The 15,918-nt window shown below is 35.6% G+C and carries 10 protein-coding genes; 8 read left to right on the top strand and 2 right to left on the bottom strand.

Annotation, left to right across the window (positions count from 1 at the left end; all coding sequences use genetic code 11):
• Positions 1-32: 32 nt before the first annotated feature.
• The 5 genes from B4Z90_RS07955 to B4Z90_RS07935 all read left to right on the top strand — a co-directional run bounded on the left by B4Z90_RS07955 (position 33) and on the right by B4Z90_RS07935 (position 8,042).
• Positions 33-620, top strand: coding sequence for an RNA polymerase sigma factor (locus tag B4Z90_RS07955; protein WP_286801840.1), 588 nt, complete (start codon positions 33-35; stop codon positions 618-620).
• 71 nt (positions 621-691) lie between these two features.
• Positions 692-1,837: a FecR family protein gene (locus tag B4Z90_RS07950; RefSeq protein ID WP_286801838.1), complete on the top strand. Its 1,146-nt coding sequence runs from the start codon at positions 692-694 to the stop codon at positions 1,835-1,837.
• A 222-nt stretch (positions 1,838-2,059) separates the two neighbouring features.
• Complete coding sequence (locus B4Z90_RS07945; RefSeq protein WP_286801837.1) at positions 2,060-5,335, top strand: SusC/RagA family TonB-linked outer membrane protein; 3,276 nt, start codon at positions 2,060-2,062, stop codon at positions 5,333-5,335.
• Positions 5,336-5,344: 9 nt separating this feature from the next.
• Positions 5,345-6,730 carry a RagB/SusD family nutrient uptake outer membrane protein gene (locus B4Z90_RS07940; RefSeq protein WP_286801835.1) on the top strand — a complete coding sequence of 462 codons (1,386 nt, stop codon included), beginning with the start codon at positions 5,345-5,347 and terminating at the stop codon, positions 6,728-6,730.
• 10 nt (positions 6,731-6,740) lie between these two features.
• Positions 6,741-8,042 carry a TlpA family protein disulfide reductase gene (locus B4Z90_RS07935; RefSeq protein WP_286801834.1) on the top strand — a complete coding sequence of 434 codons (1,302 nt, stop codon included), beginning with the start codon at positions 6,741-6,743 and terminating at the stop codon, positions 8,040-8,042.
• A 31-nt stretch (positions 8,043-8,073) separates the two neighbouring features.
• Here the strand turns inward: B4Z90_RS07935 and B4Z90_RS07930 are convergent, their stop codons facing one another.
• Positions 8,074-8,376, bottom strand: coding sequence for a hypothetical protein (locus B4Z90_RS07930; protein ID WP_286801832.1), 303 nt, complete (start codon positions 8,374-8,376; stop codon positions 8,074-8,076).
• Positions 8,377-9,218: 842 nt separating this feature from the next.
• Here B4Z90_RS07930 and B4Z90_RS07925 point away from each other — a divergent pair.
• Positions 9,219-10,292: a DUF932 domain-containing protein gene (locus tag B4Z90_RS07925; protein ID WP_286801831.1), complete on the top strand. Its 1,074-nt coding sequence runs from the start codon at positions 9,219-9,221 to the stop codon at positions 10,290-10,292.
• A gap of 310 nt (positions 10,293-10,602) precedes the next feature.
• On the opposite strand, the gene B4Z90_RS07920 is transcribed toward B4Z90_RS07925, so the two are convergent.
• Entirely contained in the window at positions 10,603-10,989 is a 387-nt protein-coding gene (locus tag B4Z90_RS07920) for a helix-turn-helix domain-containing protein (protein ID WP_286801829.1), read from the bottom strand.
• Between the two features lie 392 nt (positions 10,990-11,381).
• Between B4Z90_RS07920 and B4Z90_RS07915 the strand changes: the two genes are divergently transcribed.
• Both B4Z90_RS07915 and B4Z90_RS07910 read left to right on the top strand, forming a co-directional pair.
• Complete coding sequence (locus tag B4Z90_RS07915) at positions 11,382-12,971, top strand: T9SS type A sorting domain-containing protein (protein ID WP_286801827.1); 1,590 nt, start codon at positions 11,382-11,384, stop codon at positions 12,969-12,971.
• An 8-nt stretch (positions 12,972-12,979) separates the two neighbouring features.
• Positions 12,980-15,913, top strand: a complete 2,934-nt coding sequence (locus B4Z90_RS07910) for a hypothetical protein (protein ID WP_286801826.1) — start codon at positions 12,980-12,982, stop codon at positions 15,911-15,913.
• Positions 15,914-15,918: the final 5 nt, after the last annotated feature.

Here is a 15,918-nt window from a genome sequence, read left to right as displayed (position 1 = left end):
TAGATTTACCTGCTCTTACCAGTAAATAAATTATGAAGCCCGTTGAAAAGCCATACGAAGAGCTGTTGCTGCAGAGATTGCACAATGGGAACCAAACGGCCTTTAATGAACTATTTAGGATGTTCCATCCGGCGCTTATTTTCTTTTCCAAGAGACTTTTGTACAATACTGGACTGGATGAATCTGAGGAAATTGTTCAGGATGTTTTTATCAAGTTTTATGATCGCAAGGAATCTTTTTCCTCCATTGAAAAAATTCGGGCTTTTCTATATATAACCACAAAAAATGCTTGTTTTGACTATATAGCCAAAGAGCAGGTTAGGATTCGCCGCTACAATAAATTCGTGCAGAATTTTAATGAGGAAGACGAATCATCCATTGTCCGCGAAATAATCTATGCTGAAGTACTTCGTGAGGTTAGCCAGGCTATTGAAACTCTGCCAACAAAATGCAGGGAGGTTATGCAGCGTTTCTTCGTGTATGGTATGGATGCAAAAGAGATTGCGGAAGAGCTCGGTATTACCGTAAGTACAGTAAACAATCAAAAGGCAAGAGCAATTTCTATTCTTCAAAAAGGGCTTAGTGGGGCCGGAATCACGCTTTTATTAGCCACTTTATAATAATTTTATTTTTTTATTAAAATCTTTAGAGAAGCCAATACCATTTTCCGTTTCTATAGAAAAATAGGTACATGGAAGGTAACTTCGAACATATAGATAAAATTACCGGTATTATTCATAAGCATATCAAAGGAACTTCTTTGGATGATAATGAAATGCAGTTCTTAAACCTTTGGCTGCGGGAGAATGGTAATAGAGAACTGTTTAATAAGCTTACTAATGAAGGAGAGTTAACTGATTCTCTGCAAGTGTTTCATTCTACAGATACCCAAGAGCAGCTTAAAATTGTAAATGATCGAATAAGAACTAACAATGCTTCAATTTCTCCAATAAGAAAATGGTTTGCTGTAGCTGCTTCTATCATACTGGCTTTATCAATTAGTAGCTGGTTTTATTTCAAAAATTCCAAACTTGACCGTCAGAAGGATTTTGCATTTGAGGATGTAATGCCTGGGAAGAACAGAGCCGTTTTAACTTTGTCATCAGGTCAGTCAATTAATCTTGATGAAATTCATGATCAGATTGCTATTACTTCCGACGGAATTTCTTATAAGGACGGTAAAGTGATTGCTGGTTCTGAGAACATCCAATACGCCAAATTACAAACCCCAAATGGTGGAACATATGCCATTAATCTTCCTGATGGTACTAAAGTATGGTTAAACGCTGGATCAGAACTTGAATATCCGTTACATTTTACTGAAAATACACGAGAGGTAAAATTGAAAGGCGAGGGTTATTTTGATGTCGCACATGACAAGGCACATCCATTTATTGTTAACACGGATATTCAAAGGATTAAAGTACTCGGCACTTCCTTTAATGTGAGGGCTTATACCGACAAGCAGGCAACTACTTTGGTAACGGGTAAAGTTTCTGTTAATACGATTGGAAACAACAGTGAAACAAAAATAGTTCCCGGTGAGCAGGCATTAGTAGGCAATGGAAAAGTTGAAGTATCAAAGGTCGACGTTTCTGATTTTACGACATGGAAGGATGGAATGCTAGCTGGGACCTCTGTTAGGTTTGTAGATATTGCTCCAGAAGTGGAGAGATGGTATAATGTGAAATTTATATATCCTTCAGGATTTAAAAATAACGAAAAGGCATTTTTTAGTGTCAACCGAACGGTAAAATTATCATCAGTATTAAAAGCATTGGAAAGAACCTATGGTCTACATTTCCAAATATATGGAAAGGAGGTGCTGATCAAATAATAAGACTAAGTTTCATTTTGTTTATGGCCCTCGTTTAAAGATGCAGTCCCAATTGGTACTTGGGACTGCGGCGAAGGGTTAAAAAAAAATTTTTGACAAACTAAATAAGAACCCATCACGGCAAAAGTAATGAATAATATTATTCTCAGCAATGATGTTATTTTATCTTTTCCTTTATTAGAAAGGAATCGAATAACATCGGTTGAGGTAAATAGACTGTTAATGAGACTGATTCTCATTTTTACGGCCGTATTTATCTTCAATTATGGAGCGAATGCACAAAAAATTACGCTCAAACTAAATAATACACCTTTTAAATCTGCCATTCAGCAGGTTCAAAAGCTTTCGGGATATTCATTTTCAATAAATGAAAGACATTTGAAAGTGGCTAAGGCTGTTAGCTTAAATATTAAAGAAGCAGATTTATCAGAAGTTGTTTCTGCATTATTTAAAAACCAACCCTTCAACTACCTCATCGATGGCAAAATTGTTGTATCCGTCGATAAGGATGAAAAACAATCTGTGTCTGCTGTTCGACCTACTTTAAAGGAAGTTCAGCAGACTTTATATGGACTTGTACTAAATGATAAAAATGAACCGCTTATGGGTGCGACCATTAAAGTTAATGGGGGTTCTCAGCAGTTTATAACTGATCAGAATGGACGATTTGAATTACCTATGAATTTTAAAGGGGAGGAGATAACGGTATCATTTATTGGGTATTGTCCAATTCAGATCTTAGCCTATGATAATCTAAGTATTCACCTTGATAAGTCTTTGTCATCACTTGATGAAGCAGTTGTAATTGCTTATGGAACAACAACGAAAAGATATGCAACTGGTTCAATCAGTAAAATTTCAGCAAACCAAATCGAAAACCGACCGGTAAATAATGTCTTATCGACTTTGGACGGTTTAGCCCCTGGTCTAACAGTTACCCAAAGCACAGGCGTAGCTGGTGGAGCATTCAAGGTTGAATTGAGGGGTAGAACGGCATTGGATCGGTCTATTTCAGATGACCAGCCTTTATTTATTATTGATGGTATCCCTCAAACCGCGAACAACACAAGTCTAAGTTCAATACCTTCTGCAATTGGTAATCCAAGTTTAACGGCAACCCAACCTGGAGGAGTAAGTCCTTTAAATACACTAAATCCGCAGGATATAGAAAGTATTGAAATTTTAAAAGATGCAGACGCCACCAGTATTTATGGGAGCAGAGGTGCTAATGGAGTAATTTTGATAACAACCAAAAGGGGAAAACAAGGAAAAACTACCATTAATTTAAATGCGTACTCGGGTATTAGTAAAGTCCCCAACCCAATAGAAATGCTGAATACACAGCAGTATTTGGCATTAAGGAAAAAGGCTTTTCAGCTGGATAATATGTCACCTGATGAAAACAATGCTTTTGATCTAATGGTCTGGGACACCACACGCTATACTGATTTTTCTAAGCTCTTTCTATCTAATAATGCTTCAAGAAATAACATTCAGCTCAGTATTAATGGAGGAAATGAAAACACGCAATTTTTGCTTTCTGGTAATTATTCAAAAGAGAAAAGTGTTTTTTCAAAAAATCTTTCGTATCTGAGAGGGGCTTCCATGCTGAACGTAAATCATAGCTCCAAGGATCGGAAATTTAATCTTTTGGTTTCCGTAAATTATAGTGCTGACCGTAATAATATTCTTAGTGTTGATCAGGCATCTAATTTATCTTTACCGCCCAACATTCAATTATATAATAATGATGGATCTTTGGCTTGGGATGAAGGTGGAATTTCCTCAGGTTTTTGGAATCCTCTTTCTTATTTGAATCGAAGATATACTTCTAAAACAAAATCGCTTAATACTAGTGGTCAGATTAGCTATAAGGTGACAAATGACCTGACTTTGCGAAGTAATATGGGCTATAATTCTGTTTTATTTGATGAATCATCCCTTTATCCTTTGTCCGCGCAAAATCCAAACTATACTCCTTATCGCTATTCGGATTTCGCTACAAACAAGTTATCGGGATGGATCATTGAGCCTCAGGCTGAATTTACAAAAACTATTGGTCCTAGTAAACTCAATGTCCTTGTTGGAGCAACTTTCCAAGCTAAAGATCAAAATTTTGGAACCATTAATGCTACTGGTTATTCCAGTGATAATTTGATGGAATCTTTACAGGGAGCTTCAAGTATCACAGGAAAAAAATCGGCCTCACCATATCGTTATAATGCTTTTTTTGGTAGAGCTCAATATAATATGTTTGGTAAATATCTTGCCACAATATCCGCAAGGAGGGATGGTAGTAGCATTTTTGCTTCAGAGAACAGATTTTCGAATTTTGGAGCATTAGGGTTAACATGGATATTTTCAGAAGAGAAGTTTATAAAGAACAATCTTGGATTTTTAGATTTTGGTAAGCTAAGGACAAGTATAGGTACCACGGGAAATGATAAAATAAGTAATTATCAATTTTTGGATACTTGGACTACAAGTTCCGTTACGTATATTGGAAATAGTGTTTTATATCCCAATAAGCTCTATAATCCTGATTATAAATGGGAGAAAACCATAAAGCGGGAGATTGGTCTAGATCTTTCCTTTTTGAAAGAACGGATTATGCTGACAACCAATTATTATAATAACAGGAGCAGTAATCAACTTATATCTTACAAGTTACCTTCTATCAGTGGGTTCAGTACAATTATCAGGAATTTAGATGCGCTGATTGAAAATCAGGGCTGGGAATTTTCCCTTAACACCATAAATGTCCGAAATGATAAATGGAAGTGGGAGAGTGCGTTGAATCTTACTATTCCTAAAAATAAATTGCTGTCCTTTCCGAATCTGGCGAACTCTTCTTATAACTATACTTTTGTTGAAGGGCAGCCCTTGAATGTAGGTTATGGATATAAATACCTTGGCGTAAATCCTACAACTGGATTTTATGATGTTGAGGATAAAAATGGGGATAAGGTATATGATATTAATGATTACGAGGTTTTTGGTAGTTTGGATCCTAAATTATATGGAGGGTTCTCAAATACTTTGTCCTTTAAAAGGATTTCACTCAACGTGCTATTTTCTTTCAGGAAGCAGACCGCTAAAAACTATAAGAGTTATCTCTATAGTAACATAGGAACACTTAATAATGTTCCCTCTATTATCCTTGGAAGATATTGGGAGAAAGAAGGTGATATTGCAGAACTTCAACGACCTTCCCAAACTACTTTTGGATCTATTCAGACAGCCTACTCGAATTTGTTTTTGAACTCGTCAGGAGCCTATTCAGATGCATCATATATACGGCTGAAAAATGTCGTGCTCAACTATGATATGTCTTCAAGCTCTTTGGAAAGAATTGGGATTTCGAAGGCCAGAATTTACATTCAAGGGGAAAACCTATTGACTTTTACTGGTTACGAATTGGGTGATCCTGAGACGCAGAATTGGTTGAGAACTCCACCTTTAAGGACGTTTACATTAGGAATGAATCTGACATTTTAATCTACAGTCATGAAAAATAAATTACATTTTTTTAAGTATGCTTCGGTAATATTCTTCATAGCCCTTGTTTCTTGTGATAAATTTATTGAAATCGATAATCCAATTGATCAGTTAACCACTGATGAGGTGTTTTCTGATTCAAGTACAGTTGAGTCGGCTATTTTAGGATTATATGTACAACAAATAACAAGTGGCACCTCGGGATTTTTAAATGGGAATGTTACTGTTTATCCAGGCTTGAGCAGTGACGAAATTTATAATACTAGTGCTTCGGCAAGCTTCGATCCTTTCTTAAATAATGAGCTATCCTCGACAACAACATTGTCTTGGACGAATCCTTATAACATTATCTATTCGTCTAATATTATTTTAGAAAAATTGGAAAGGTCTTCTTTATCATCTTCTTATAAGCAAAGTGCTAAGGCGGAAGTAATCTTTATCCGTGCTCTTAATTACTTTTATTTGGTAAATCTCTATGGAGCGGTGCCAATGGCATTGACATCCGATTATCGGATAACGAGTACGCTACCCCGTAGCAGTGAGGATAGAGTGTATAATCAGTTAATCGCTGATCTTAAAGCTGCTCAAAATGACATAGGTTCTGCAAATGAGAGTACAACATTAAGAGTAAACCAATGGGCTATTTCGGCATTGCTCGCTAGGATCTATCTGTTTACAAATCAATATGACCTAGCTAAGGCCGAAGCAACAAAGGTAATTGCAAGAGGGAAGTATATTTTGCCAGATCTTTCTAATACATTTCTTTCTTCAAGCACTGAAGCAATTCTTCAATTTGTTCCACCTATTACGCAAATCTTTGGTGTAGCCGAAGCTTATCGTTTTATTCCTTCTTCGGCAACAGCAAGACCGACTTTTGCGTTAACTGAATCCTTAATAAATTCTTTTGAATCAGGAGACGGTCGTAAAAGCAAATGGCTGAATCAAAATACGGTAGCAGGTAAGGTATATGCTTATCCCTATAAGTATAAGACACGGTCGGTTGTTGTTGGAGCTGCTAAACCTGAATTCAATATTGTCTTTAGACTAGGGGAAATGTACCTAATCAGGTCTGAAGCTAATGCTATTTTAGGTAATAATTTCGATGCTATAGCTGATTTAAATGTGATTCGAAAAAGAGCCTTGCTTTCTGAACTGGATAAGAATCAATCCATTTCAAAAGAAGATCTTTTAATAATCATAAATCATGAAAACCGAATTGAATTTTTTGCAGAATGGGGGCATCGTTGGCTTGATCTGAAAAGAACAGGTCAGGTTGATCTTGTCCTGCAAAATTTAAAAGGAGATAAATGGCAAAAAACGGCCGCTGTTTATCCAATTCCTTTATCTGATATTAAACAAAATCCCAATTTAACTCAAAACGAAGGTTACAATTAATTAAAAAATAATGAAAAAATATTTAGCAATTATCAGCTTGATAACCCTTGTGTTATTAAGCCGCATCTCTATGGCTTCAACTGCCGACTCTGCTTCATTTCTTAAAATCGGGGATAAGGTTCCTGATATAGAATTTAAAATAAAAAATTACTCCAAGCCTACAGCAAGAATATCTGATTTCAAAGGAAAACTGGTGATTTTGGATTTGTGGGGAGTAAACTGTAGTTCTTGTATTGCGGCAATGCCCCACATGGCAGAATTACAAAAGAAATTTGAAGGCAAAATTCAGGTTATTATGGTTACTAAAGATTCGGATGAAAAAGTAACTAAACAGGCATTACATTCTGATAATGTAAAAAATAATAAACTTCCTTCAGTTACCGATGCAAAGGTTTTGGCAGGACTTTTTAATTATACTTTTCTGCCGACTCATGTATGGATTGATGAGAATGGTATTGTTAAGTACATTACTAATGGTGGAAATGCGAATGATGAAAATATCAATAAGCATCTTAATGGAGAAAAGTTAAAAGTAAGAGAAAAAAAGGATTTAATACTGGATAATGAAAATCCAATGTTGGTGAATTGGTATCCGTACCATAAAGACATTTCCTTTTATACATATTTGGCTCCTAACAATAAAGATTATTCTACTGGTGGAGGTGAGGGACAAAGAAAATATCCCGATGGAACTATTTTTAGAATATACAGTCATGCTGCATCTTTAATTGGCTTATATAAACTAGCATTCGGTCAATATGCTCAAATATTTCCTTCAAGCAGAATTATTAACGAATCTAAAAATGCTAATAAATACAGTGTTGACCCTAAAAAAGGTTTCAAAGACCAAAATGGGTATTATTTTTATGAAGTGATTAATGGCATAAAAATTAGTAATGATCGATTGTATAAATATATGCAGAAGGAGCTTGATTTAATGTTCAATCTTAAAAGTAGTTGGGAGAAACGTGAATTAAAATGTTATGTTCTTAAGTATAAAAATAAAAATAATTTAATGTTTTCTTCAGGAGGACAGTTTAAGTATGATGAAGGAAAAGGATTTTTAAAGGTGGAAAATTTTAATTGGGGATATTTTGTTCAAGCTCAGAAGAATATGAGCACTTTAGATTTTGAATTAGTTGATGAAACGGGAATTCCGACCGAGAAATTAGTCAGTTTAAAAATTAGTACCCATTGGAGCAATATTAAGGAAATTAATTCGTCACTTGAAAAGTATGGCCTATTCATTGAAGAACAAACAAAAGTTTTTGATTGTATAATACTTAGGGATAGTGATCAAGTTGCTATTTAAATCAAAGGAGGAAAACCTCCTTTGATTATTTTTAATGAAACTGAGAAATTTTTTCGCCAGTATCTAATTTATCTGGTGAACTATTTGGTCTTTGTGGATTACTAGGATTGGAAACGGATAAATAGCCCACCTCACAAGGATTTGTATTTATCAAATTACAATCAGATTGTTCTGAATGACCTAAATAGGCATTTGTTGTTGCGTCAAACCAGTAATACACTGCTTTGCTTTCATTTTTCATTACTTCTTTTTCTTTTGATGGACCAAATGAAAATGCAGCCATTGATCCGATTGCAATTGCTGCAACTCCGAAGATTAGTTTCAAATTTTTCATGATAGGTATGCTTTTTAAATCAAAAAGCTAAACTTTAGTTTTTTGCCTACTCTGTTAGGTTTTCGGCTACCCCTTTATTATTGATTTCACTGTCCTGCTAATTTGATTGTTGAGACCTTAATTTTCTAAGAAAGAAATATTTGCCTGCTGAAATGAGCCTTATTCAAATGTATCATCAAATCAGTGTTTTAAACAAGTGTAGTGTGTGCTAATTCATAAATAAGCACAGAATCGAAAGCGGTTTTTCTTCTGTTTTCGGGGGTTAGAAAAATTTTGATTTTTGAGTTGAGAGATTTCTTTTTAATGGTTTCTTTAAGAATTGATACCCAAAAAAGCCACTTCTTATTTGGTATTAAACTTCAATTTTTGTTGCTACCCATTCTTTTAAATATTTTCTTTGGACAAACAGCACATTTTCGCCCCTTCGAATTCCCAACCCTAAAATAAGCTGTTATTTGTCTTTCCAAGGAGGTAATCTGCTCCATAGTCCATGCTAATCCCGCATCTTACCACCTTGCTTCATTGTGTTTGGATTTTCTAATTGTTTCTTAGCGAAAACGACATAAAAAGGAAGCTAAGGTGGTCATGTGCATCCTACGCTTAATCTCATTGTCAATGCCAAAAGACTACGGCATAAACACACTCCATCAGCTCAACCCATCCTTTATTCCGTTTCCTTTTGGCAATGACCATTGCCCATGACCATGAGATGGCTTTCTTTTTTTATCGTTTTTTCTTTTAAAAAACAATGACGAGGGAAGGGCAGAGGGAGTAAAAGGCTAATGCGATAACTAAGAAAATCGGAGTAATAACAAAATGTAAAACATTCAAAATCAAAAGTTATGGCACACAAGCTTAATTACAACAACAGAACAGGACGCTATTCATTTTTTAGTGTTAAAGAGAAAGCATGGCACGGTCTGGGTCAGATCGTTGAAGATTATCCAACAAGCGCAGAAGCAATCAAACATGCAGGTTTAGATTATGAGGTTGAAAAAAGTCCTTTATTCACAAAAGGATCGGGAATCGTTGAAATCGCAGAGGGTATAGTAATCCAGGATAATGAAATTGAAGTTCCTAATTATTTTGCAAATATCAGGACAGACAACAATATTGTATTGGGCGTAGTCGGTAAGGATTACCATATTGTACAGAATAAAGATGCCTTTAGTTTTTTTGATTCTATAGTAGGTAACGGAAGCGGGATTTTATACGAGACTGCAGGAGCATTGGGAGATGGGGAACGTATATTTATAACGGCAAAGCTTCCAAACTATATTAGAATTGGTAATTCTGATGATGTGATAGAAAAATATATTTTTCTCACAACCTCACATGATGGAAGTGGCAGTATAACTGCAGCATTTACCCCGATCCGTATTGTTTGCCAAAATACACTTAACGCGTCGCTTAAAAATATGAGTAACGTTGTAAGAATAAAACATACCTCCGGAGCAAAAGAAAGGTTACATGATGCACACAAAGTTATGGGGCTTGCAAATGTAATGTCCATGAAATTGGAAAGCACTTTTAATAATTGGTCTCAGATCAAGATCAAAGATAGTGAAGTTAGAAAAATCATTCAGCTTGCACTTTGTCCCAATAAGGAAACATTTGACCTTATTAAGAAAGGAGCGGAGGATGAATTATCGACGATGTTCAAAAATTCCGTTGATGACGCCTTTGCATATGCTATGGTCAATGATACGCAGCTAATGGAAACCACCAAAGGAACTTTGTTCGGAGCATATAATGCTGTTACTGGATACTATCAGAATGTCAAAAACTATAAAGACAAAGAAGCCAAATTACAGAGCATTGTGCTGGGTGGAACGGCACAGATTAAATCACAGAAAGCATTTGAGTTATGTAGTTCTTTTGAAAAAATAGGATCGGAAATATTTCAGATGAATTAAGTTAGATGATGGGATCTGCTTAAAAAGTAGTTCCCATCTTATTTTTTGTGCGGCGAAAAGACGACCTCTCGCTTTGGTCGAGAACGTCTTTTCGCGGTGGAAGCGGAGCAACCAGATTGGTACAAGCTGCGTCCATTACATCGGTCTTTGCACCAAACAGGTTGCGAGATTTTCGGGGGCTATTACATATAGCCCATATTTGTGATTGTATTGCGAATCTAGGATTGTTGTTAAAAAATAGCCCTTACAGTTTGTTTGTAAAGGCTATCTAGGATGAAAAAAAAATTATATCAGGAATATAATCCCTATTTTATTTTGAATTATTGATCTTTTCTACAAATGTTTCAATTAATTTATTTTGAGTCATAAGAATTTGTGTGATTTGCTCTTGGTTTTTTAATAGTTGATTCATCAGCTCAGGTGAATTCATATTGATTACTGGTTGATGATTGCCTACAATATTTGAACCTTTGAATTGACTATTTTGAATAAGACTATTGTAGTCTTCAGTTAGATCATTCAGGTCAACCTCAAGAACCTGGCTAACTTTTAATAGTGTTTCAAGATCTGGTTTTACATCATCGGTTTCCCATTTATGGTAAGCGGGTTGTGAAACGCCCAATTTATCAGCAAGTTCCTGTTGGGAATAGCCTTTATTCTTTCTTAATCTCGTCAGTTTTGTACCTAATGTAGTCATTTCACAGTTTTTCAATACTGCTAAATTAATAAAATATTGTAAAAGTTTTCATTTTATAACCTGAGTTATTGATTTTATAATTGTAGTTATCGTCCACGTATTTAATTCTTTCTACCTTCGCCTCAGTTAGTAACGTCTGAGGAACTGATTATGAAACTTTACCGTAAAAATACGGAGGTAGATTTGGGGGATTCCCTAAAAGTTTGTGATTTGATAATTTTTAATTTCGAGCGTCCGAAATTTACTGGCTAAATATAATGCGTCACGATCTGTCGTACCTATCAGATAATTTTGCGACTAAGAAATTTAGATATCCCACAATCTATTATGAAGCACTAAAAAACTGCTAAAAGCAGAAGATGAAAAAACAACCTAAATAAAAAATAATAACTATGCGTAAACTTTACATCGGTGCACTGTTCTTGTGCACTACGGGGGCTTGCTTTGCTCAGGAATTCCTATGGCAGAAAGACATCAAATCCACCACTCAGGATTTTCTAAGCCAGGTGACTCCGACCGTAGACCTTCAGTACTTAATTACCGGAAGTTCCATTCAGTCTAACAGCCTGTCGCAAGAAGTCAACAGCCAACAGCAGAACAACGGCTACGATTTCCATTTAGTAAAACTCAACCAACAAGGCGAAGAAGTCTGGGAAAAATACTTTGCAGGCAAGAACCATGATTACCTTTCCGCATCCCTTTCCACTCAGGACGGAGGCTTTGTTCTCGCAGGAACCTCGTATTCAGGAAAAGGACTTGATAAAAAAGACGACTCCAAAGGAGGTTCCGATATTTGGCTCATCAGAATCAATGAATTCGGAGATGAAGTATGGCAGAAAACCATAGGAAGCACTTCCGATGAAGAAGCCAGAGCAGTCATTCAAAACACTGACTTAGGATTCGTTGTGGCAGGAAATATTCAAAACTCTGCAAATGGCTATGGTTCCAAAGATGTTCTTGTTACCAAATTAGACAAGAACGGCAAAGAGCTTTCCCAACTCATTTTAGGCGGAAAAGGCTTAGACGAAGTAGAAAAAATGATTCCCACCAGAGACGGAGGTGTTTTATTAGGAGTTTATTCACGAAGTGGAAAAACTGCAACCAACAACCTGTCATCTGCAACCCCAAAACAAACTGAAAACTATGGTGAAGGTGACTACTGGATCATCAAGCTGAACAAAGACGGTAAAGTAGAATGGGAAAAGAACTATGGAGGTACAGGAGACGATCACTTAAGAACTTTGGCAATGACTACCTCAGGATTTATCATCGGTGGAGAAAGCCGTTCAGAAAGATCGGGCAATAAAACCGTGGGCGTAGAAGAAGGTACCGATCTTTGGCTTATTTCCTTAAATGAAAGAGGCGAAGAAATCTGGCAGAAATCCTACAACTTTAAAAACAGAGATGTTTTAATGGGAATGCATGTCATCTTAAGCCACAATGAAAGAGAAAAAAATAAAGACCTAACCAAAGGAATATTACTTGGAGGTTACACCCAGGCAGAAGGCAGGATAGAAACCGATGATGAAACCTTCTGGATGCTATATGTAGATGAAAACGGAAACGAACAATGGCGAAAACACGTCAAAGGAGAATCCAGAAGAAGAGAAGAAAGATTAGCAGATATTAAATTAAGCAGGGACGGATCCATTATTCTGGCAGGAACCAGTGCAGAAGAACTGGGAAAGGAGAACTGGAAAATCGTAAAGCTGGGTGATCAGCAGGTAGACCAATTGATCGAGAAGCAGGATATTAAGATCTATCCGAATCCTGTATCCGATTATGCGTATGTGGAGATTGGCTTTGATTTCAAGGAAGCGGATATTACAATGTATGATATGGCGGGAAGACAGTTGCAGAGTTTGAAAACCAAGAATAAGGTCACCAAGATTAATACTCAGCCTTTGATTCAGGGAGGGTACCTGATTACCATAAAAACGGATACCAATAAAACCGCGAATGCTAAATTGATTAAGAAATAAATGCAATAATGAGAAAAAATACATTTTTTTTAAGTGCAATATTCTTTTTAGGGATCTTTCCTAAATTATATGCACAACAAATAAGTTATGGAGACTTACCAAATCCAGTACCGTCTGTCTCCGCAATGGCAAAATATCAGGAAGCTCCTATATCAATTGCAACGGGACTTCCTTCTATAAATATACCAATTGTAAGTATTTCAAGTTTAGATAAAAATATTTCAGAAAGTATAGGCTTATCTTATAATCCTAATACTGTTATAGACGGTGAATACATTAGTGAAGTAGGACTCGGATGGACAAAATTTTCAGGAGGAGTTATTTCAAGGACAATTGTAGCTGGGCTTGACGAAAGATTTGATAATACAGGAACCGGAAATTATAATCAAAATAAATTTGATGACATTTATTATTATAATTTACCAAATGGACTTAATGGTAAATTTAAAATTAACAGGGACGGCAACACTTTTACCATTTATGATGAAGGAACAAATAATGTTAACATAGACTATACACGAACATCTAACAACGCCACATTAATTATAGACTCCTTTACTATTACAGACGATAAAGGATACAAATATATCTTTAATGATTACAGTCAAAATTTATATTCTGAGAATGGTAAACTCTACAAATCAGCATTTTTCTTAAGTAGCATTAAAAATGCCAGTGGTGTTGAGTTATTAAAGTATGAATATCAAAAGGACAACAGGTATTTTAACGGTACCAGTACAATATTATACCAAAGTTGTAAACTTAAAAAAATAAATAGTCCAGGATCAGGAAACATTAAGATCGAATACAATTTAGATTCTTCGTTAGAAGAAACAATGAATGATCCCTATTCGGTAACTAATATCACATTAGAAAATAACAGTGGAAAAATATTGAGTAAGTTCAGTTTTGAATATACATTTAATTTTTTTTCAGGTAAAAGAACACTTGTTAATATAAAGAAATTAAACGTAGATAATCTTAATGGAACTCCCGCTGAAGTAACTGGTTTATTATATTATAATAATGCTCTTCCTGATAATACACCTGTTTTTTCTAACCTTTTAGCGTGTGGAGCGACTCAGGATTATAATACCATTTATCCTAAAGAACGGGTGATTGGAGTTCTTCAAAAAATAATTTTACCGACCGGAGGTGTTACAGAATACAATTTTGAACCCAATGAATTTTTTTATGACAAAAGTGATCAAACCTATATTAATTCATTGAAAGATTATGTAGATCCCAATACCCAACAGGTTCAATCTCTAAGTTCTTCTGATTATAATACAAGCCAGGCTAATACAATATCCTTGGTTGTTCCAGGTGATCCTACCAAAAAGAAGAAAATCTATTTTGCTTTTTCAGCAGAACCACCTCGTATTATAACTCCTCCTGGCGGAGGTGATGGCGGTCCGGTAATTGATCCTGGAGATGGATCAACTCCAGGATCACCTAACTTACAAGCAAGTTTTAGTATAGATAATGGGGCTGTAACTTCTGTTAATTGTAGTGTTGAAGCTACCTCAACGTCCTATGTTTCTCATGGTTATTTTGAGATTTACCCCGGAACTCATACAATACAAATAATCAGTCAGGGAAGTATTAAAGGTAATTTTTCAACATCAGAGCTTTTTATTGCTCCTACTCCATATAAAAATATTGGATATTGGTCGGGGTTAAGAATTAAAAACATTAAAAATTATAAATCACTTTCAGATACTACTTCTGAAAAGACGGTAAGTTATTCGTATCTGAATTTCGATGGAACAGGAGATTCAAGTGGGTATAAAGTACAAAATGAAAGTTATACTAATGATTTTGGAACTTCCGAATATATAGTATATAAAAATGTAGAAGTTACCGATACAAGTACCGAAGGATACGTTCGTAATTATCTAAAAACTCCTACCGACTACCTGGAAACACAAATTACAGTTGCCGGGGAAAACTTTGATTTAAAACATTATTACAACCTTACTAAAGGGGGATTAATAAGTAAAAAGGAAATATACAATTCCAATAATCTAAAGGTCCATAGTACAGAATATGAATATGAGTTGCAGGATCAGCAGGGAACAGTTCCCATAAAATCTAGCATAGGGTATGTACGGCCTGGGATTATTAAAAATATGACTGTTTTTGAAAGGATGCATAATGGTTCTCAAACATTGACCAATATAACACAACAAGAATTTAATGGTTTAAAAGGAGGATTTAAATTGGCAAAAACCACCACAACTTCTGCGGATGGGCAGGTCAATGAAGTCTCATATTCATATCCGGTAGGTTTGGTTTTAGATGGGCAGATTAATGAATATCAGCATCTGTGGAATGCCAATATGAAAGGAATTATTGTAAAGACTACTACGAAAAGGAATGGAGAGGTTATTTCAACAGGAGATATAAAATTTGCTAATAATAGTTTTTATCCTACTTCGGTAATCTCTACCAACTCCTATGACAACAGTGTCATGTCTAGTATTCGGTATGATAATTATGATGAGAGGGGCAATCTAGTACAATTTACAAAAGTTATAGACGAAACAACAGGTATTGGAGTACCGACAACCATTATTTACGGATACAATAAGACGTTGCCTATTGCTAAAATAGAAGGTGCCAAACTTTCGGATATTCCGAGCTCTCTCATTACGGCAATTGTCAATGCTTCCAACGAAGATGCCAATGCCACTGCTGCGCAGGAAGAAGCCAAGGAACTGGCGTTGATCGATGCATTGAATACCTTTAAAAACGATACTTCACTTCAGAACTTTATGGTGACCTGCTATACCTACAATCCATTAATAGGTCTTACCACTACCATACCTCCTAACGGTATTATGGAGCTTTACAAATACGACTCCTACAACAGGCTGCTTAAAACAGTAGACGCGAACGGAAACACCATAAAAGAATACCAGTATAACTACAAACAATAACCATC

Origin of the sequence: Sphingobacterium sp. UBA5639 (assembly GCF_002421245.1) — a bacterium.
Lineage (GTDB): Bacteria > Bacteroidota > Bacteroidia > Sphingobacteriales > Sphingobacteriaceae > Sphingobacterium > Sphingobacterium multivorum.
The sequence above is the reverse complement of the archived record's forward strand: the minus strand, read 5'-3'. Positions and strand labels throughout refer to the sequence as shown.

Coding starts and splice junctions, on each gene's coding strand:
- B4Z90_RS07955 (WP_286801840.1), top strand. CDS start 33: ATGAAGCCCGTTGAAAAGCCATACGAAGAGCTGTTGCTGCAGAGATTG.
- B4Z90_RS07950 (WP_286801838.1), top strand. CDS start 692: ATGGAAGGTAACTTCGAACATATAGATAAAATTACCGGTATTATTCAT.
- B4Z90_RS07945 (WP_286801837.1), top strand. CDS start 2,060: ATGAGACTGATTCTCATTTTTACGGCCGTATTTATCTTCAATTATGGA.
- B4Z90_RS07940 (WP_286801835.1), top strand. CDS start 5,345: ATGAAAAATAAATTACATTTTTTTAAGTATGCTTCGGTAATATTCTTC.
- B4Z90_RS07935 (WP_286801834.1), top strand. CDS start 6,741: ATGAAAAAATATTTAGCAATTATCAGCTTGATAACCCTTGTGTTATTA.
- B4Z90_RS07930 (WP_286801832.1), bottom strand. CDS start 8,376: ATGAAAAATTTGAAACTAATCTTCGGAGTTGCAGCAATTGCAATCGGA.
- B4Z90_RS07925 (WP_286801831.1), top strand. CDS start 9,219: ATGGCACACAAGCTTAATTACAACAACAGAACAGGACGCTATTCATTT.
- B4Z90_RS07920 (WP_286801829.1), bottom strand. CDS start 10,989: ATGACTACATTAGGTACAAAACTGACGAGATTAAGAAAGAATAAAGGC.
- B4Z90_RS07915 (WP_286801827.1), top strand. CDS start 11,382: ATGCGTAAACTTTACATCGGTGCACTGTTCTTGTGCACTACGGGGGCT.
- B4Z90_RS07910 (WP_286801826.1), top strand. CDS start 12,980: ATGAGAAAAAATACATTTTTTTTAAGTGCAATATTCTTTTTAGGGATC.